The sequence below is a fragment of the Novosphingobium sp. B-7 genome, assembly GCF_000410615.1.
GTDB classification, from domain to species: domain Bacteria; phylum Pseudomonadota; class Alphaproteobacteria; order Sphingomonadales; family Sphingomonadaceae; genus Novosphingobium; species Novosphingobium capsulatum.
In genome coordinates, this window is the sequence record NZ_APCQ01000740.1 from 25,925 (window position 1) to 44,625 (window position 18,701).

Here is an 18,701-nt window from a genome sequence, read left to right on the forward strand (position 1 = left end):
AACATGCCTGCTGCGCTCACACCGCCCCCCCAGCGCCGCGGCGCTTGCGCCAGCGGTCGGCCAGGCGCAGCCGCGCCGGCGCCGTGTCTTCGACATAGGCGGCCAGCCGCTCGATGAACTCCGTGGACGCCTGAGGATCAAGCGATGGCGCTGCGGTCAGTTCGTGACTGCGGTCCAGCAATTCCTTGACATGCTGCTCGTCGTTGGCCGCATAGACGCCAGGAAAGTTGCGGAACTGGCCCAGTGTCGCCAACTGGTGACCATTGCGATGCTCGCCGCGCCGATGATCCCGGGCCAGGATGATGATCGGTTTGCCCAGTTCCATGGCGCCGATCAGCGAGCCCATGCCCGCATGACTAACCATCAGCGTACATTGCTTCTGCAGTTCGTAAAACTGGCGATGCTCTATAAACGGAAAACACCGCATCGCGCGGGGCGTGTAGCGCGACGGCCCGATCTGGCCGACCACGTCGGTGCGCGCATTGGCTTCTGCCCAGCTGTCAACGGCCTGGATCAAGCGGTCAAAGGGCAGTTGGGTGCCTACCGAGACGAGGATCACAAAATGCGTCCGAAATAGCGCACAGCGGAATTCGTCTGCGCAAGGTGCGGCCACTGGGTCAACCGCAGGCTGGCGAAAGGACGAACGGCCTTGCAGGACAGCGACAGTTCCTCGCTGTTGGCGATGCTATCGATCCAGATGGTCTGAATACCCCTCATACGCGCCAGAATGACGGCGACAGCGCCAGGAGCCGCACCGGTCGAGACGACCAGATCAGGACGCACCTCGCGAATGATTTTCCAAATCTGACGGACCGAATGCAGCAAGTTCATTCTGGTATGCCGCGAACTGTCGATGATGGTTTGCACCGGCCGTTCCCCGATCGGCGCTGTGAGATTGGGCACGGTGCTAACAAAATCACAATCGCAGTGCTGAAACGCCTGCGCCAATCGCGTGAGTTCGATCCAATGCCCTCCGCCCGAGGCGACGAGCAGAACGCGCCGCCTAGCTCGAAAAGGTATGACGGTGTTGTCAAGGGCCAGTTCGAGGGCTTGCTGCATAACCTTCGGCACGTTTCCTTGTGAATGAGATCGCATGCGGCAGTAGCTGGCTCCGGGCACCTGCTTTGACCCGAATACCATGCTATGATCTTCGCGCAAGGCAGTGATGGCGCCCACGCGCCATAACGAGCGAGACATTGGTCGCACTCTGGACAAACCCGCGCAAATTCCCGACATAGCGAAAGCCAATTTTGTCCGCGACTCTGCAGGCCGTAGCAGAGACATGGCATGTGCGCCGCTCGCGGGCGCCCCAAATGGAAAAGAGATATCGTTGCCGAGAACTGATCCGGGTGAACGCATCTACGCCATTGGCGATGTTCACGGCCGCTACGACCTGCTGAAACTGCTGCTCGACGCCGTCGGCGCCCATTCGAGTGCGCAGGGGACACCGGAAAGCTTGCACATCGTCTTTCTGGGAGACCTGGTTGACCGCGGCCCGGACAGTGCCCGCGTGGTCGATCTCGTCGCCGGGCTCGAGAGTGACACGGACCAGGTGATCGCGCTTATGGGCAATCACGAAGAAGCGATGCTCAGAGCGCTCGATGGTGACATCATGGTCCTGCAGAAGTGGCTCGAGGTGGGCGGCGCTGAAACGATCCGCAGCTATGGCCTGGATCTGCCGGAATCCAGCACGGATCTGCGGCGCTATGCGCGGCAACTCCGCCGCCACATGCCGCGGCGGCACACCCGCTGGCTACGGACGATGCCGTTGACCGCACGATCAGGAGATTACTTTTTCTGCCATGCCGGTGTGCGACCAGGCGTACCGCTCCATCGCCAGGCCCGCGAGGATCTGCTGTGGATCCGCTCGGATTTTCTCGATGCCGATGACGATTTTGGAGCAGTGATCGTGCATGGTCACACCATTTCGCGCGCCGTCGTCGATCGCCCGAACCGGATAGGCATCGACACCGGCGCTTACACCACCGGACTGCTGACCGCGCTCTATCTCGAGGACGACCGCCGTGAGGTGATCAGCGTCGACGCATCGGGTCGGGTGGCCAAGAACGCTGAGGCGCGAAGGACGCACCCACGAACGGCATCTTGAACGCAAACGTATCTAGACCATCCTGCCTGATTTCGGGATCGGGCAGGATGGTCCAGGTACCTGTTTTAACATCCTTTTGTGAAAAAGGTTCGCGCTTCTCACACGAGACTCTCACACCAACCTGAGCGGTGACTGACTCACAAGGCGTTCCCAAGGCCGCGGAAATCTGACCCAATGGCACCGGCACATTGGAGATCGGCGCCATGCGGAAAGCGTTTGTTTGCGGGACGATTTTTTGGGGGCGTCAATGCGCCGATTCTCGCGAACAAGGAAGCATGCGGATCAGGCGCGTCGCCTGCTGCCCCCGGCCGAGATTTACGATGTCGGGAGCCGGAGCGCGGCCGCACAGATCGGTGGTGTCGGACTTCAGATTTTGGAACGCAAAATAAAGGTCGTCGTTCGCAGCGCACCTCATTTCTACGTCTGCAGCATCTTCTCGCTCCCAGTTGCCCCCGGGAAGGCCGGATTGGCAAGGTGGACGTTTAAAGGGGCAGCGTCTTCTGGACAGGGTGATAAGCACGGCTCTAACCTAGCGGTATGAACGCGACAAATGAGACCCACGGATTGACCTGAAAAACCGCACAATTCTGCCATTTCTTACGGAACCATCCGTTAGAATTCAACCACTAGGGTTTTCATGGGACGCCTCCTAATCGGGATCAGCGACATCGCTTCCAAAAGGCCGATTTATAATGGACAAGACCTCGCTCGCGAAAAAGATACGGTTGCGGCGATAGCCCGTGCGCTCGGTCAGAATGCCGGCATCGACCAACTGCCATATGCCAGTGAGCGTTGCAGGGATGGATAGTTGCAAGTGCGCAGCCATTCTCTTGGCTGTCGTAACCGGGTAATCGGGCAGGATGGCCAGCATCCGCAAGGCGGCCGAACGCGATCGGAAGCGCCGGCGAGTTTGCCATTGCGCCGCTAGCGTGCGCAGCGCTGTCCGGGTCGCGAACAGTTCACGGCCAGTGGCGATGATCGCACGAGAAAAAAATCCTACGAGCGGCTCCCAATCGAGACGCTGCTGAGCGGCCTGGAGCCCCGCGTAATAACCGGGTTTGTGTGCCTCGATGTAGGGCGATAGATAGAGCGGGACGTGCCCCTCTGCGGCCATCATCAGGGGCAGCAAGAGGCGCCCCACACGGCCATTGCCATCGCGGAAAGGATGAATAGCCTCAAAATGGGCATGGGCGAGGGCCATACGCATGACCAGGCTCTGCGTGACGATCTGCATTCCCTCGCACCGCATATACCGGACGTTCTCCGCGAGGCATGCTGCTACGTCAGCCGGAGGAGGGGGATTGAACGTCGAATAGGCGATCTGCCCCGCTCCGCCGATCCATACCACCGTCGTGCGGATATGACCTGGCGCATCGGCATAGGACGGTTCATGGCGCATTGCCTCGGTATGCAGGGCGCTGATCAGTTCGGCCGTGAACAGAGACGGCCCCTGGGCACGGGCCTGAGGCACGAAATTGTCGAGTGTCAGCGCATAGTCACGGACCTGCTTGGCTTCATCCCGGGCAACCTCGTTCTCCTCCTCAATGGTCAGTAGCTCATCCAGCGTGCTGTTGGTCCCTTCGATCGATGAGCTCGTGATCGCTTCCCGCCGGCTCAATAGCCGGCTGACGAGATAGGGATCGTGCAGTTCGGCTGCTAGAGCATCGACCCGGGCGATCATCTCCATTGCATGCCTGTGCAAGACCTGAGCGCCGGGCAGCACAATGCTCACTTCGGGTGGCGGAAACGGCACCACTCCGTAATGTGAGTCATGGGGTTCAGGCAGGCGCCGTAGGCGTGCCCTCACCGAGGGTATGAGATCGTCCCGTTTCATCAAATCCTTTAATATGACTAGCGACGCAGACCCATATTAAAGGTTTTTTGAAAAACCTTCAACAAGAAGGCCAAAATGGCAGCCTTCAAAGGTTTACTAGCTGTCCCAGCCCCTTTCGTCCCCGCTGGCTGACACCGCCCGGCCAGATTCCGCGTCAGTGGAATCGACCTCGCTCAAACTTACCCCAAATCAGCGCTTCCGTGTGAGGTCTATCGCTAGATGCCGCTTCGGCATGATGTTGCGTTCGCCCTATCACGATACGATATTATCGTCATGATTTGGTGGAACTGGAGACCCAGGCAACGTTTGGCGCTTCTGGCGGGGCTGGTACCATTGCTGCAGCTCCTAGGCTTATCATGGGCTGGGCTTCGCAAGACTGGCGTGCCTTAGCAGGTGGCACGGCATTTCTGTTCATCCCGCAAATCGTCGATGGCGACTCTACGTGGGCCTTGCGACCGGCCGCATGCCGTCCGAGTATGGCTGATCAGAAATGCGCTATACCTTACCGCGATGGTACTTGCTGACAGGCAGCCTCTACGTGGACTTGCTGCCTATTTTCCTCTATATCATTTTGGCCGTGATCATTGGCGGCATGATGTGATCTCTAATTTATGGTAAAATTCGGTGATTAGAATTTGAGCACGCCGCCTATCTCTGAAATTACAGACCTAAATCCTAATATATACCGGATCTTGGCAGTCAATATCGGGAAGAATAGTTCAAAATTTCTGATGCTTATCGCATTAATTGGAAAATATATCAACAACTCACAGAAAATACCATTATCCTACAGCTTCTCAGCGCTGCCTTCAGGCTTTAATTGGGATTACAGCGGAATCAAGCTGACGCTGCGGCAGACGAAACGGGAAACCGGCCTCACTCGCTTCGGCTTCCACGTCGTCACCGGCGATGATCAGGCCACTCTCCGTAACCACCCGGAAAATGTTCCGATCCTGCGTTTCCCAGCGCAGCAGCAACAACATGACCTTAGCCAGAGCCTCTGGCCGAACGCTGCCTATACGCTGAAACCCGCGCCCTTGGGGAGAAAGCCCTTCTTCCGACGGCTTCCATTCCAACCACGCCAACTCACTCCAATTTCTGTCCATCATTTCCTCGAAAGCTGGCGACAAGGAAGGTCCGCGCAGCCGGCGAAGGCAAGCGAGTGCGCAGAATTTGTTGTGACTTTCTCGTCATTTCCCTAACAAAAATTACGAAAGTTAACAACCATCCATTTGGGGTATTGTGCCACGCGCGCAGCGGTCATGCGCGCACTGGAGCCGCTGAAATGAGTGTGCTAGCGGCGCCCGATGTCCGCAGCACAGGCTTGATGTGCTGCGGAAGAAGGCCCTCTCTGTGACGCCTGGGCGTGATGCAACCTTCGCACAGGATCATGCCGATGGACCATAGTCTTCTGCTCCAACGGCTGATGTGGCTGTCTATGGATGGGCAGATCTACGGTTGAGACTCAATCACAGTCCGGGGACAAAGGTATCCCTCGACCTCACACCTTTGATCCTTCGATCAGAGCCGGTCGGAGAGTGAACAAATCAATTCCTTCGATGCAACCTGCATTGACCCCATATTTATCAGACAATTTCCGCATTTTGTGGAATGTGTAGACACCGCAATGACGGCAGAAATAGTGGACGGCCACCCGAGTGTTGAACTGATAGGTGGCCAATGCGTCATGCCCAGAGGTGATCTCCAAGTCTTTCTCATCACAGCGCAGCATGACCGAGACATGTCGCCTGCACAGCGAACAGTCGCAGCGCACCGAATAGTCTGGATCGGTCACAATCGAAAACTGCACCGCGCCGCAATGGCATGCGCCCCGATATGCCGCCACCAAAATCCCCATCCCTATCGCGATTGGGCCATTTCTATCGCATCTGCTGACCATGCCGACATAGGCTGCGCAGCGCAACAAATCTGGGCTGCTACAGCCAGAAGGCAAGCGCGGTTGGGAGGGCGACGCCTGATAGAAAGTTTACGGCGAGCTTGTCGTAGCGGGTGGCTACGCGGCGGAAGTCCTAGATTCTGCAAAAGGCGTTTTCAATGAGATGGAGCTCGCGGTAGCGCTCCTGATCATAGCGAATAGTGTGTTTGCGATTGCCCCTACCAGGGATGATCCGAAGACGGTGTCCCGCGAGGGAACGCAGGGACTAGCGATCTGCGAAGGTTACCGGATGAGCCTACAAGCCCGCTTCGAGTGAATGCAACGTTCGGCCTCTGTGAAATCCGATACAGCACGTCCAGACTCCGGTCCGGCCAGTGCGGACAGATCCCAAAATCCTCAAGGGATCGCGCCGCCTAGCTCTGCAATTAAAGATCTACGGCCTAGGCTCATCTCGGTGACCAGCTAAAAGCGCTGAAGCGCCAGACAAACCCTAGTAGATTGACTTAATCCCCGCCTTGTGCGATGCGGCAAAGCAAGAGGCGTAGTTTTATGCGCCGAATCCGTCGAATCGTGTCGGCCGCGACAAAGGAGCTGAGCTCATGAAGACTTTTGCAGTTTCGATGGCCCTAGGTGCCTCCCTCCTCTCCACCACCGCTTTCGCGGCCAATCAGCGCCCCGCCCCGGCGCCGTTCATCTCTGCCCCCCAGACTGCACCGGCTACCCCCGCAGTCGCCAAGCGCAAGGGCCTGACCGCCTCCTCCACGCTTCTGGCCGTCGGCGCTGTTGCAGCGGTGGGCGTTGGCATCGGTGTCCTCGCGAGCAGCGGCAGCGACAACAACGCCAGCCCGCAGTAATCGGGTCGGGACGCTTTCGATCTTTGCGGGCTTGAGTAGCCCGTACGGTTGCCAGCTTTGATGCGCTGCGCCGCAGAGGTCAGAATTTTAAAGAACCCCGCCGGGACGTTCCGGCGGGGTTTTTTGTATCGCGCGATGGCGTCGGCCGGTTCACAGTCTCCGCGTCGACCATCGCCAAGTATACTGGCTGCCCAAGTTAGTCGGCCCACAAACGTTGTCTGGGCGCCAGGCTTGGCTGCCCAGAACGCTTCCTGCTTAGGCAGCAACCCTGCGTCCGGGCCGATCCAGCCAGACGCGAACCGCACGCTGCAGAGGCATTTCTACGTACAGATGCATGACGCACCCCGCAGCGACGCAGCCGGCCAGCAAAAGGACTGTGAACGACAGCAACGGCATGGGCTCATGGAAACGATAATAGAGATCGAACCCGCGGCGTAGTACGGGGCCATGAATGATGTAGAGCGCGAACGACGATTCTCCGAGAAAACGCAGCGTCCGCTGGCGAGCCAGCCAGTGGGATGCGCGCCCCCTGCCTTCGGCTAGCGCCAAGACCAGAAACGTCAGACCCGGAAGATAGAACGCCTGGTTCAAGAACACATCGGGCAAGACGCTGCGCAGAGAAGAAAACAGCACCATCGATCCGACAAAGGCAAGAAGCGCAACGCCATCCGCCCAAGCCGGCAAGCTATAACGCTCGCTGCTGCGCACAAACCGGCACAGCACCATACCGATGACGAACTCCGTGAGCCGCATCAGCGGGTTGATCCCCGTGAACCAGTATCCGAAGCCGACCGTGCCATCCGCATTCATGACATGCCCATAGCCACACAGCGCCAATACCGCAGGCGCCAGAACGCTCCACACCACCAGCATCGCCGCAAAGATACGCAAATGGCGTGGCGACATCAGGACGAGTAGCGGAAACACGGTGTAGAGGAACAACTCGGCAGAAAGGCTCCACGACGGCGCATTCAACGATGCATAGTAGTCGTAGACCGGGATCCAGCTCTGCAGCAACGCGAAGTTGACCAGCACGATCGGCAAGCTGGCAGCCCCGGTCCGCCACAGCAGCCATGCTGCGAGTGGCACGGCTACCAGAATGTGTAAGGGCCAGATGCGCAGGAAGCGACGTGTCACAAAGGCCCGGTACGAAAGCTGGCCCCGCAGCAGCTTGCCTTCATACGCATGACACAACACAAAACCTGACAGCATGAAGAAAAAGCCAACGCGGCCATGGCCATAATCGATCACATGGCGCCCAAACCACGACAACGCATTATCTGTGCGGGGCAGCATCGCAGCATGCGAGACCATGACCAGCATGGCGGCGAAAAACCGCAAGGCGGTCAACTGCTCATAGCGCGTTTGGCCCTGGACAGTCTGCGACGTCGCAATCACCACTGCGGGGCTCTCGCTTGGGGAAACCGATCGCTTGCCCATTGACGCTTCGTTCCTGCCGGCAAGCAGCCTCCTCGTTTCAACGACGGCTTCGCGCACACGAGGCAACCTGCAATAAACCTCCCAAAATGGCGCAACCCGGAAATTAGCCCAATCTGCCTAAAAGTCCGATGCATCTCAACATGGGCTGGAGGCGGCGCGTGCACCATCACCCGATCTCAGGCCGCCACCGGGAGTGGACCGCGCGCTGCACGGCCGGCAAATTTGGCCCGCAAACGTTGCGTCAATGGCCGTTCGATCCAGAGATGGATGGCGACACTGACCGCAACGGCCGCCACCACCGTCACCACGAGAGCTACAGGGGCATTGTTGAATACGCCCAGTTTCATGCGGATCGCGAGAAATCCGGCCAAGACATGCAGATGGAAAAGATAGATGGAATACGACGCATCACCGAGCAGACGGCCTAGCGCGGTCAACCACCCGTCGGGGCAATCGGCGCGCGCGGCCAGTCCGACAACAAGCGTGCCGACCGAGCCAATGAAGAGAACGCTCGGCAATGTCTGGCTGGCCAAGCCCAGCGCCCATGACGCGCCCACGATCGCACAGGATGCCACGGCCAGCAGCCAGAACGGGTGAACAGGAACCCGCAGCGAGGGCACCGGTGCGTGGCGGACCCACAGGATTCCTAGGGCAAGGCCCATGCCGAACTCGAGGTTGACGGTGCTGCACAGCACCGACCAGAACGTGTCAATATACGCCGTGGTGTGCCAGATCGAGCCCAGCGAGAGCAGGAAGGCAATTGGCGATACGAGCCACAGGACAAGGACCCAGCGCCCCCATCGCGGCCAGAAAAAGCACAGCGCAAACACGATATAGAAGATCAGCTCCTGTCGCAGGGTCCAGATGATGTCAGGCTTGACCACCGAGTACGGAACCAGAAAAATCGCACGCAAGTACGCACCAAGATCGATGCCTTCGCGCGCGAACACTCGCTGCAGCAGCGCATAGGACACTATCGCCAACCACATCATCGGGACGATCCGAATGAAGCGGCGGCGCAGGAACGCACCGATAGACATGCGCGGAGCAAGGTCGGGTCCGTTGAGCACAACGACAGCGATGATGAAACCACTGATGATAAAGAAGATATCGACACCGAGGGTACCAATCTCGAGCATCCCGCCCAGGATTTCCAGCCCGCCATATTTCGGCTTTGCCAGCATGCCCGCAGCATGGCCGATCACCACGCCCAGAGCGCAAAAACCGCGCAGGAATTGGATACCGATCAGTTCCCGCTTCTGGTTCATCTAACCCCCTTCACCGTCATCGTCGTCGTGCCCCAAAGCCACCCCAGGAAGACGCTCCACGCGCATCCGTCAACCACACTGGCCATTGCCAGGCCATCGGGCGACGTTTGAACCACTAGCGTCGTCGCGGCGGGCTTTTGCGCCCTGGCCTCGATCCGAAGCACATTTTCAAACCTGCCTGCGAGGAGGAAGCGCCGCCGCTGGAACCAAAACTATCCAATGGCAACTGCCTGCCAACGCATGGCCCGAATACGGACCTGCCCGACAGCCCGTTGCCTCACTAGCCTTGAGCGACAGCTGGCATCAACGATACGTGGAAATCGCATTTCTGCCTAGGTGCTTTCGCGCTCACCGCCCGATGCTGCACTTGCGGCATTGGTCAGCAACGAGCAGCGCCGCCCTCACGCGTGCGGGCAGGGATCATCCGCAGCGATTCGTCCGGCAAGGCGGCGCGCCGCAACCTCGTCTCAGACCCGCGCTTATGGCTCGCTGGAGATGATCGGCCTGCAGCCTTGCTAAGCCCCATCCCGTCCCAGCCCCGCCTGCTGACAGCAATGCGGGCCGGGCTGGCCGTGCCAACGTCGCGTCAGGGGGTCGCGGGGGCGGTAGGTGCATCACAGGCATATTTCTGTCGCAACGCAACAACTACCACGGATGCCGCCTCGCCCGAAGCGGCAAGGGGGTTCTGCTGCATGTATTCCAAAAAGGCCTGCCGTAGTTCGGACTGAGACATGCGCAGCGGACGACAAAACTCACGCATGTTGAGCCAGGTTTCATAAGCTTTCACTGCATCGTGAACGCCTGTCACATAGGCATAACAGTACGAGACCGCAGCCAAAGCCTTGTCCTGGCATCTGCGTTGAAGTTCGCCTGCGGTCAGGAAGGCCGGCGTTGCGGCAATCCGCCCCGCAGGCGCTGGCGGCAGTGCCGCAGATGGCACCGAATCGGGAAGCGCTGCAGACGGTGCGACGGGCGGGCTGGCCGCTACAGCACCAGCCATTACCAGCTTGGGGCCCGGGATCGCTGTCGCAACGAGGGTCAGCAGGGCAAAGTGCAGCATCAAACGTTCCTTAAGATCCGCTAGGGCACGTCAGCACGCGACACGCTTGGCGTCCAGCCCTAGCAAACTTTCGGGTCGTCACAACCGCCAGATGCCGCTAAGCAGAGCGCCGTGACCATGCCCCTGCCCAATATGTTTGCTGCACGGCCCCACCTGCTCGACGAGTTCCCCTGGCTGAGCCCGTCGCGACGGCTGCGGCGCAAGGCACGCGCGCTGCGCTATGGGCGAGCTGCCGTCATCATCACCCTCCTGGCAGCCCCGCAATTCCACAATATCCGCTTTGCCACCCCGCCTTCACGCGGGACTGCCACGTCGCCCCCCTCCTTCATCACCCCCAAGGCGCCGGTGATTGATGCGCCTTTCGCGCCCAAGTCCCTGCGCGCGCTGTCGACGCAAGACGCCGAATTGTGGAACGCGAAAGTCCCCGGCGATCCGTTTGCCTCGCATCCGGCATCGCCTTTGGCGCTTTCTCCGCAAAGCGCGACTTTTCCTCGCTCGCTCGAATGTCTCGCCGCTGCGGTCTATTATGAAGCCGGAAACGAGCCACTGGACGGACAGCGCGCCGTCGCTCAGGTCGTGCTCAACCGCGTCCGGCACCCGGAGTATCCCCACAGCGTGTGCGGCGTCGTGTTCCAGGGTTCTGAACGGAAGACCGGTTGCCAGTTCTCGTTCACCTGCGATGGCTCGCTGCAGCGCAAACCAAACGCCTCGGCATGGCGCGAGGCCGAAGGCGTTGCCGCCGCAGCGCTGCAGGGAGCAGTATTCGCGCCAGTTGGCTGGTCAACGCACTACCACGCCAACTACGTTGTGCCCTATTGGGCGCAAAGCATGCAAAAGCTCGTCACTATCGGACGACACATCTTCTACCGCTGGAATGGCCCCGTTGGAGACGGTGCAAGTTTCGCCAGCAGAGCCCTGCCACAAGAGCCGGATATTTCACCATTGACGCCTCCCACCAGCGAGACCCTAGTCGCAGCCCCCAGCGTCGAGGGCGGCGCGCGGGTTACTGCCAGCGAGCGGCCGATCATTGCCGCCCAAGCCACCGACCGCCGCATCCAGGAACTGTCATCGGTGGCCGCACCGGAGGCGGCTTTGCCGCCGGCCGCTGCCGCCAGGGCGACTGTCGGCTCAGCCGCCACCTCTTCCACAGCGCTTGCCAATCGCTGGATTATTGGCGCTGCACCCAAACCATAAGCATCCACGCGACAAAGCAGCCCTACGGCCGGGGCGCTTTGCCGCCATCCACGTCCAGCAATAACGCTAGCCCTGCACGCGACCGATCCGTTCCGCTTGCATTGGGCGGATCGCTCAAGACTTTTGGTTTACGGCGTTTCCGTGGTCGTCAGTTGAAGCCATTCGGGCCCATAACGCTCAAGCGGAGCGCCGCCAGCGCTGGGCTCCGCTTCTGCTAGGAACCAAGCCCGCTCAGCCATATTCCATCGTGTAGCCTTCGTACGTCTGATCGAAGCCCGATGTGCGCGGATCGTACTTGGTAATGACCCCACCGATCACATTCGCCTTGGCACGCAAGAGGCGGGTCACAGCATTGCGCGCCTGACCAAAGTGCGCGCTGCCAGCTTCGACCACGAAAACCGTGACCTGGGCGACCGAGGCGATCTGAACAGAATCAGCCAGCGCCATCACGGGCGGTGCGTCCAGGACAATGAGATCATAATCGTCTGCCAAGACTTCGAGCAGTTTGACCAGACCATTGCCGCTGAACAGGCTAGCCGGATCAGGCGGCAGCGGGCCGGCCGGCATATAGGAGAGATTGGGCTGCGGGGCGGACATGATCGCGCCCTGGGCATCGGTGAGACGGGCAAGAACGCTTGAAAGTCCCGGCGCATCCTTGGGGCTGCCGAAGTACTTACCCAGCGAAGGCCGACGCATGTCGGCATCAATGACCAGCACGCGACGCCCAACCCGCGCAAAGTCGCAGGCCAGCGCATAGGAGGTGGTCGACTTCCCTTCGCCCATGGCACTGCTGGTGACAACCAGCGACCGCGGCAAGCCTTGCGAGGAGAGTTCGACCGCACTGCGGATCGAATGGTAGGCTTCGCTGAGTGTGGACTTCTGGCTGCCCAGGGCTTCGATGATCGTTCCTTCAGGAACGGCCGGAACGATACCGATCAGCGGAAGGTGCAGCTTGGCTTCGACGTCACGCGGGTCACGGATGGCGTCATCAAGCTTTTCACGCGCGTAGACATAGAGCAAGGCCAGCAGCAAGCCGGCACCGATGGCCAGGGCCAGGTTCACCTTCTTCTTTGGCGAGGAGGGCTTGAGCGGCGCATCGGCACGATCGATGATCGTAATATTGTTGGTCGTGACACCGGCCTCCGCGCTCAGCTCCTTGAAGCGCGACAGCAGCCCTTCGTACATCTCGCGGTTGGTATCAACTTCGCGCTTGAGGATGGTATAGTGCACGCCGCGGTCCTGCTCGGACAACGTTGCTGTCTTGAGTGACCCGAGCTGGCGCTCGATCGCTTCCTCTTGCTTGAGCGCAGTGAGATACTGATTGCGAATCGAAGCGCGAATGTTTTCGGCCAGCGCGTTGGCACGCCCGTCCAATTCCTTGACCTGCGCTTGAGCCTGCAGGACGCTGGGATGGTCGGGTCGCATGTGCTGCTGCATGCGGCTGAGATCCGCGTTCAGTTCCGCCCGCTTTTGCAGCAGCTGCTGCATCGCCAGATTGCCGAGAACTTCCGGCAAGGTCGTGGCCGGGACGCTTTTCGCCTGGTTCCAGCGCTGCTCGGCTTCCAGCCGCGTGGCATTGGCTTGGGCATAGTCTTGGTTAAGCTGCACGAGATTGGCGGTGACGAGCGAACGCGGACCTTCTGGCGAGCCCGCTTGCGCAGCGCCGGCACTGGCATCGATCAGTCCCGCCGCGCGGGCGTAACTGATCAAATCGCGTTCAGAGTTCTCCAAACGCTCCTTGGCCTTGTCGAGCTGGTTCTTGAGAAAGGTTCGCGAATATTCACCGGTTGAAAATTTGCGCTGGATGTTCGCCTGAATGAATTGATCGGCATAAGCATTGGCGATTTTCGCGGACAATTCGGGATCGCGGCTGCGAAAGCTGATTTTCAGAATGCGCGAATTGAGCGGCAGCTCAGCAGTGAGATTCTTCTGCATTGTCGTGAGCAGAAGTTCATCCTTTTCCGCTGGCGACAGCTTTTCAACGCTGGTGATTCCCATTCCGGCCAAGAACGACGAGTCATTGTCCAGCCCTAGCCGCGCAATGACCTGTTTGGCCATGCCGCGACTTTCCAGGATATCCATCTGGGTCTGGAGGAAACGGTCAGCATCCGAGCCACTCACCGTGGGCTCGACATCCTCGGTGCCGAGCACCTTGGTGGTCTGCTGATCAATCTGAACGCTGGCCGTCGCTTCATAAACGCGCGGCATGAAGACGATCGAAGCAATGCCGGCAAGGATAGCAACGAGCAATATGATGCCAACTGCCAGGCGATGGCGATAGATCGCACTCCAAATGACGCGCGGATCGATCAGCCGGCGTCCGGAATCAACCGTAAACAGCCGCTCCTCTGCCGGGTCTGCAAGATCACCCGGTTCGAGTTCGTAAGGACGGCCGCTGGGCAGGGTCATAGGACGCATCATGGGTATCCGGTTCAGAACTGGGCAAAGACATTGAGCAGCGGGGCGGCCTTGAGGAGGTCATTCCAGGCCTGTTTGGTGTTCGAATGCCCTACAATGATGACGTCACGCCCCAAAACAGCAGGGTCCGGATCGATCCCGCTCCTAATGCGAGTGAGATCAAAAGCGGCGGCCATGCGCTTCCCGCCAATCTGGCGAATGATAATGACCTCGCGCAATTTGGCATTCTGGCTCTCGCCCTTGGCCAGCGCGATGGCATCCAGCAGGGTGTAGGTCCCACGGAAATCGTAGACACCCGGCTCCATCACATCGCCCTGAACGGTGACACGTTGCGAAACCGAACTGGTGACTAGCACAGTGATCTGGGGTTTGACGTAGAACCGATCGTACAGCTGCTGGAGTTGCGCAGATACCTGGGTTGTCGTCATGCCGCTCACATGGACGGGGCCGATCAATGGCAGCGCCACGTTGCCCACTGCGTCCACCGGGACACCTTGGCCGGAGATTTCCGGTTCGTTGAAAACCGAGATGTTGAGCGTGTCGCGTGGTCCGATCACATACTCTTCACCAACCTGATTTGCGGTCGGCGCAGGGATTAGGTCGCTCGCGGCCTTGCCGGTGCGAACCTGGGGGCTGACGTAGCTGGGCGTGCAGCCGGTCAAAGCAAGCATACCTGCAGCCACACACCAGATTGGTCGAACCATGCTTTGCAATTCCCCTTGACCTTTGCCAACCGCCCGCACGGCGCACTTGCGCACGAGCAGCCAACGCTCGCCACCCTAACGCTAGCCACCTATGCCGCGTGCGTCCCAGGATGTCTCTCAAAAATTCCAACTACGCGGGATTCGTGATTATTTCATCGCAGCGAGAATGATATCGTCAACCCAAACCGAATACGGCCCTTCATCCCAGACCGGAACGGTCAGCGCGAGACGCTGGCCCGCGCAATGCGCATCAACTTGGGCAATGCCAGTGCCCACTAGGACGCCGCCGGACCGCTGCTGCCAGGCCAAACCCACAACGGTCGCTGGTGACGCCGCAGGGGCTGCGCCTGCCTGCAGATTGGCACGCTCGGGCACTGCGTCAGACAGGCATGCGAGGGTCAGCCCGATCCGGTTCGCCACGGCGGTGTTTCGCGCGAGCACCGTGAGGCCGATGCGGTAGCGCCCCGGCTGCAGTGCGACTGTCTGGGTTAATACCGCGCCAGCGGCGGCCCCGTCCGAAGCAACCGCAAGCGCGCGCCCCGATAGCGGGGATCCCGCGCGGTCGGAACGGACACTGGTGCCCGGCAGCTGCGTCGCCTGCCACACGTATGGCCCGGTGGAAGTCGTGAAATTCGTCTGCGTCTCAAACCCAGGATCTGCCAGGTTGCCGTGACCGCCGCTGGCCAGCCACACTTCGCGGGCCGCGCCGTAATGCCCCTGCTGCCCCAGGACAGCGCGGATCAGGGCAGTCTCGTCGGGGCGCACGGGCTTGGGTCCCTTGCGCATTTCGGCCAGTAAGGCGAACAAGTCGGAAAGCGCGTACCCTTGCGATCTGGCTGCCGTGTTGAAGAAAGAGATGCGCCAGCCAGGATCATAGCCCATCTGCTCTGCAAGGGCTTGCCGCCCGGATGGCTCAGCCATCAGCGGGGGGAGCAGAGCGATCATCTGCTCAAACAGGGTTTGGGTGCGCAGCAAGGCATCGATGCGCTGGACAGCAAAGCCGTAGGCGCCGGCCGCGAGCGACTGCTGCACCAGCCAGATTTGCGTCAAAGCGTCCCGCCAGCCAAGCTGCGCCCCCAACATCAGCACAGCTGCGCCGCCAGCCTGATCGCCCTGCTGGAGGCGCGCCATACCCACCGCACGCAGGGCCGAAGCATCGAGAAGGTCAAGCGCCAAAGCGTGTCTGGCGGCCCTCAGACTGCCATCGGCATCACCGGCATTTTCGCGCTCATTGGCAAGCGTTGACCAGGCCGCTGCGTTGAGCGGCTGAAGACGAGCCGCCAAGGAGGCGTTGCCGGTCAGCAACAAATGTTGCGACCAGCAGACCATAGTGGCCCAAATGGTTAGGCAGATCAGCGCTCCACCGCCTGCGATGCGAGCCCATCTCTCCCGTGGTGTGATGTCGCTGCGCCGCTTTCTGCTTGGGGAAGGAGCGAGCAAACCGATCAGCGCGCCGGCAGTAGTACTCATCGCCGCGCCGTAGAGCGGATAATCAACGCTGCTCGCACCGGCAATGATGCCAAGACTGACGGCCACGGCGACCGGCAGGCGCCGCTCAAAACGATCGCCGGCGCGGCGGCGCGCCAGGACCACTTGGAAACCGATCAAGCCCACCGCCATGGCCAGTAGGGCCAGGCCGGCGACTCCGCCCTCCAAGAGCAATTGGAGAAAATCGTTGTGCGCCTTGTTCACCGTCGCCGGCGACAGCTGATTAAGCGGTTCGAAGGTTTGATAGACCTTTTGGAACGATCCAAACCCGGTCCCCAGCGGAAACGAATCGCGCACCGCCAACCAGGTATTACGCCAGTAATCGAACCGGGCGTCATCTGCCGCCGACGCGTAACGCGCCGTCAGCTCCTGCACAGGCGCGGTCTGCACGATCAGCGCCATAGCGATCACGCAGCCCAGCCCGGCAATTATCATCCAATGCAGACGCAGTCGGCGCGGGCGGGCGAGCAGAGCAGCCGCTACGAGGGCGACGGGCAGCAGAAACACCCCCGACCGCGACAGCGTCGCCAGTACACTGAGTGCCAATACACTCACGATCACCGCGCGCACCGCTTGGACCGCGCCTCCCTCGTTATGTCCTGCCAGCCGCACGACACCGGGCAACACCGACAAAAGCATGCCAACCATCAGGAAGACGGCAGTATGGTTGCGGTTGACGAACAGCCCGACCGCTACGCCGCGATGGGTCGTCTGAAAGATAATCGGGGCAGCATCGGCACCTGCACCGAATTGGGCAATACCAAGCAATGCGTTGCACAGCGCGACCGCCACGAGCAGCCTCAACACCACGATCCGGTGGCGCGTACTGGCAGTCGCGAGCAGCAGAAGGGCTGCAAGCGGAGCCAGCACGTCGAGAAGGTTTTGCAGACTACGCCCTGGCGCCAGGCTCCACGAGCGCCATGGATCTACGCCAGCAGTGGTGGCCACCTCGGCGGCGAGGTGGTGGCCAGGTAGGCTAGCCCACAAATCGTGCGGAAGCGGCGCGACCTGCCCTGCCAGGAGCAGCCAATATGCGGCCACGAGCGCTAATCCCCCTTTCGCCACGCCTGGAAGTCGCGCGCCGGGGTGGCGCGCAAGATTGAGCCCGATAACGGCAATCGCCATGAGCAGAATGCCCCACCAGATCAGGGGATAGGCGGTTCCCGCTCCGCCTAACAGCAAGGCCGCGCAAAAGAACGTCAGCGACAATCGTTCGCCAATCGCTTTCGTGCCACCGGGGCGGACAGCGCTATACGCAGTGGCCTTGCCTTGCTCGATTTTTTGTATGAAGTCCGCCATGTCACCAATGGACTAGCCAAGTCCTTCTGAAGGGACAACTGCGTGAAGCATAACGCCGATGATCATCGCTGATATTGCCGGGCGCCTGCTGAAGCCTGACACGCTGCTGGTCGCCGTAGGCTGTGTGCTGGCATGCGCCGCGAGCCAAGCGTTGGCCGCAGGCGCGGGACTGCTGGAGCCTGCCGCAATGCCAGAGCCACCGCCTTGCATCACCGCAAAGCCAGCCGGCTCGCCAGCTTTGCGCGTTGCCACCATCGGCTATCAGCTGGCTGTTGCAAATAAGGCCGATTGTCCCTCACACGCGATGTTGTCCGGGCTGTTGCTGCATGATCGCGCTGCCTACAGCGAAAAAACGCGCCGGACGCTCACCGGTCTCGGAAACGGCTTTGGCATACTTGGCGTCGTCGCCGGCAGCCCGGCCGAGGCGGCAGGACTAACCGCAGGGGACGAGATCATCGGACTGGACGGGGCGCCCCTTACGGAATGGCGGACCGATCTGGAAAGCGCCGGGGCAACCTATGCAAGGGTTGAAGCCTTCACTGCAACGCTATCCAAAACCCTGTCGCACGGGCCTGCCCACCTCAGGATCGTTCATGCCGGACAGGAGCGTGACGTGATCCTTGCCCAGCAACCCGGCTGCGATGTGTCGTTCGCATTGCTGCCTGGCCGAAAGCCAGACGCGTGGACTGACGGACGCTATCTCGCGGTAACAGCCGGGCTGACAGATCTCGTTGGAGATGATGCGCTCGCCTTCGCGATGGCACACGAACTCGCTCATGTTGCGCTTGGTCATGCCAAAGAGGCGGGACGCCCGCTCGCCGCTTTCGGCATCGGCGCCGGCCACGTTCGCCAGGAAGAGAGCCAGGCAGATCTCCTTGGCCTGCGTTTCTCTCAGGCAGCAGGCTATAGCCTTTCGGGGGGCGCCATGCTGTTTAATGCCCTCACCAAGAGCGGATCCCTGCGCTGGGGCCTTACCCATCCCTCCAATAATGCTCGCATCACGGCGTTGACTCAGGAGGCGGCCCACCTCGCTCAGCAACCCTCAAGCTTGCCAAAGTCCACAATTTGCACGGACTAGGCTGTAGATCTGTAATTGCAGAGCTAGGCGGTGCGATCCCTTGAGGGTTTCATGGATCTG

The 18,701-nt window shown here is 60.4% G+C and carries 15 protein-coding genes; 4 read left to right on the forward strand and 11 right to left on the reverse strand.

The features are described from left to right. Positions 1 to 16: 16 nt before the first annotated feature. Positions 17 to 613 (reverse strand): glycosyltransferase, encoded by a 597-nt coding sequence (locus H926_RS26260; RefSeq protein ID WP_371256226.1) that lies wholly within the window; start codon positions 611 to 613, stop codon positions 17 to 19. Further along, complete coding sequence (locus H926_RS31610; RefSeq protein WP_022675821.1) at positions 556 to 1,059, reverse strand: glycosyltransferase; 504 nt, start codon at positions 1,057 to 1,059, stop codon at positions 556 to 558. The genes H926_RS26260 and H926_RS31610 overlap by 58 nt, the downstream gene beginning before the upstream one ends. A gap of 271 nt (positions 1,060 to 1,330) precedes the next feature. Here H926_RS31610 and H926_RS26265 point away from each other — a divergent pair, with 271 nt between their 5' ends. Further along, positions 1,331 to 2,107 (forward strand): metallophosphoesterase family protein, encoded by a 777-nt coding sequence (locus tag H926_RS26265; RefSeq protein ID WP_022675822.1) that lies wholly within the window; start codon positions 1,331 to 1,333, stop codon positions 2,105 to 2,107. A gap of 649 nt (positions 2,108 to 2,756) precedes the next feature. Here the strand turns inward: H926_RS26265 and H926_RS30755 are convergent. The 3 genes from H926_RS30755 to H926_RS31615 form a co-directional block, all read right to left on the reverse strand. Continuing rightward, positions 2,757 to 3,794, reverse strand: a complete 1,038-nt coding sequence (locus tag H926_RS30755; protein WP_237740992.1) for a Fic family protein — start codon at positions 3,792 to 3,794, stop codon at positions 2,757 to 2,759. A gap of 956 nt (positions 3,795 to 4,750) precedes the next feature. Beyond that, positions 4,751 to 4,924: a hypothetical protein gene (locus H926_RS34240; protein WP_202804683.1), complete on the reverse strand. Its 174-nt coding sequence runs from the start codon at positions 4,922 to 4,924 to the stop codon at positions 4,751 to 4,753. A 518-nt stretch (positions 4,925 to 5,442) separates the two neighbouring features. Further along, a complete protein-coding gene (locus H926_RS31615; protein ID WP_082209064.1) occupies positions 5,443 to 5,799 on the reverse strand; it encodes a GFA family protein in 357 nt (118 codons plus the stop codon). A gap of 638 nt (positions 5,800 to 6,437) precedes the next feature. On the opposite strand from H926_RS31615, the gene H926_RS26275 reads away from it, so the two are divergent. Further along, positions 6,438 to 6,692 (forward strand): hypothetical protein, encoded by a 255-nt coding sequence (locus tag H926_RS26275; protein ID WP_022675827.1) that lies wholly within the window; start codon positions 6,438 to 6,440, stop codon positions 6,690 to 6,692. A gap of 255 nt (positions 6,693 to 6,947) precedes the next feature. Here the strand turns inward: H926_RS26275 and H926_RS0107980 are convergent, their stop codons facing one another. The 3 genes from H926_RS0107980 to H926_RS32305 all read right to left on the reverse strand — a co-directional run bounded on the left by H926_RS0107980 (position 6,948) and on the right by H926_RS32305 (position 10,460). After that, positions 6,948 to 8,189: an acyltransferase gene (locus H926_RS0107980; protein WP_148291667.1), complete on the reverse strand. Its 1,242-nt coding sequence runs from the start codon at positions 8,187 to 8,189 to the stop codon at positions 6,948 to 6,950. A 119-nt stretch (positions 8,190 to 8,308) separates the two neighbouring features. Beyond that, positions 8,309 to 9,400 (reverse strand): acyltransferase, encoded by a 1,092-nt coding sequence (locus H926_RS0107985; protein ID WP_022675829.1) that lies wholly within the window; start codon positions 9,398 to 9,400, stop codon positions 8,309 to 8,311. Between the two features lie 586 nt (positions 9,401 to 9,986). Beyond that, entirely contained in the window at positions 9,987 to 10,460 is a 474-nt protein-coding gene (locus tag H926_RS32305) for a Rap1a/Tai family immunity protein (protein WP_148291668.1), read from the reverse strand. Positions 10,461 to 10,577: 117 nt separating this feature from the next. Here H926_RS32305 and H926_RS30760 point away from each other — a divergent pair, with 117 nt between their 5' ends. Beyond that, positions 10,578 to 11,654, forward strand: a complete 1,077-nt coding sequence (locus tag H926_RS30760; protein WP_022675831.1) for a cell wall hydrolase — start codon at positions 10,578 to 10,580, stop codon at positions 11,652 to 11,654. A 231-nt stretch (positions 11,655 to 11,885) separates the two neighbouring features. Here H926_RS30760 and H926_RS26285 read toward each other — a convergent pair whose 3' ends face one another. The 3 genes from H926_RS26285 to H926_RS0108005 all read right to left on the reverse strand — a co-directional run bounded on the left by H926_RS26285 (position 11,886) and on the right by H926_RS0108005 (position 17,563). Further along, a complete protein-coding gene (locus H926_RS26285; protein ID WP_022675832.1) occupies positions 11,886 to 14,063 on the reverse strand; it encodes a GumC family protein in 2,178 nt (725 codons plus the stop codon). Positions 14,064 to 14,086: 23 nt separating this feature from the next. Then, on the reverse strand, positions 14,087 to 14,743 hold the full coding sequence (locus tag H926_RS0108000) for a polysaccharide biosynthesis/export family protein (protein ID WP_022675833.1): 657 nt from the start codon (positions 14,741 to 14,743) through the stop codon (positions 14,087 to 14,089). A gap of 180 nt (positions 14,744 to 14,923) precedes the next feature. Then, positions 14,924 to 17,563: an O-antigen ligase family protein gene (locus tag H926_RS0108005; protein ID WP_022675834.1), complete on the reverse strand. Its 2,640-nt coding sequence runs from the start codon at positions 17,561 to 17,563 to the stop codon at positions 14,924 to 14,926. A 58-nt stretch (positions 17,564 to 17,621) separates the two neighbouring features. Between H926_RS0108005 and H926_RS26290 the strand changes: the two genes are divergently transcribed. Beyond that, positions 17,622 to 18,641, forward strand: a complete 1,020-nt coding sequence (locus H926_RS26290; protein ID WP_022675835.1) for a M48 family metallopeptidase — start codon at positions 17,622 to 17,624, stop codon at positions 18,639 to 18,641. Positions 18,642 to 18,701: the final 60 nt, after the last annotated feature.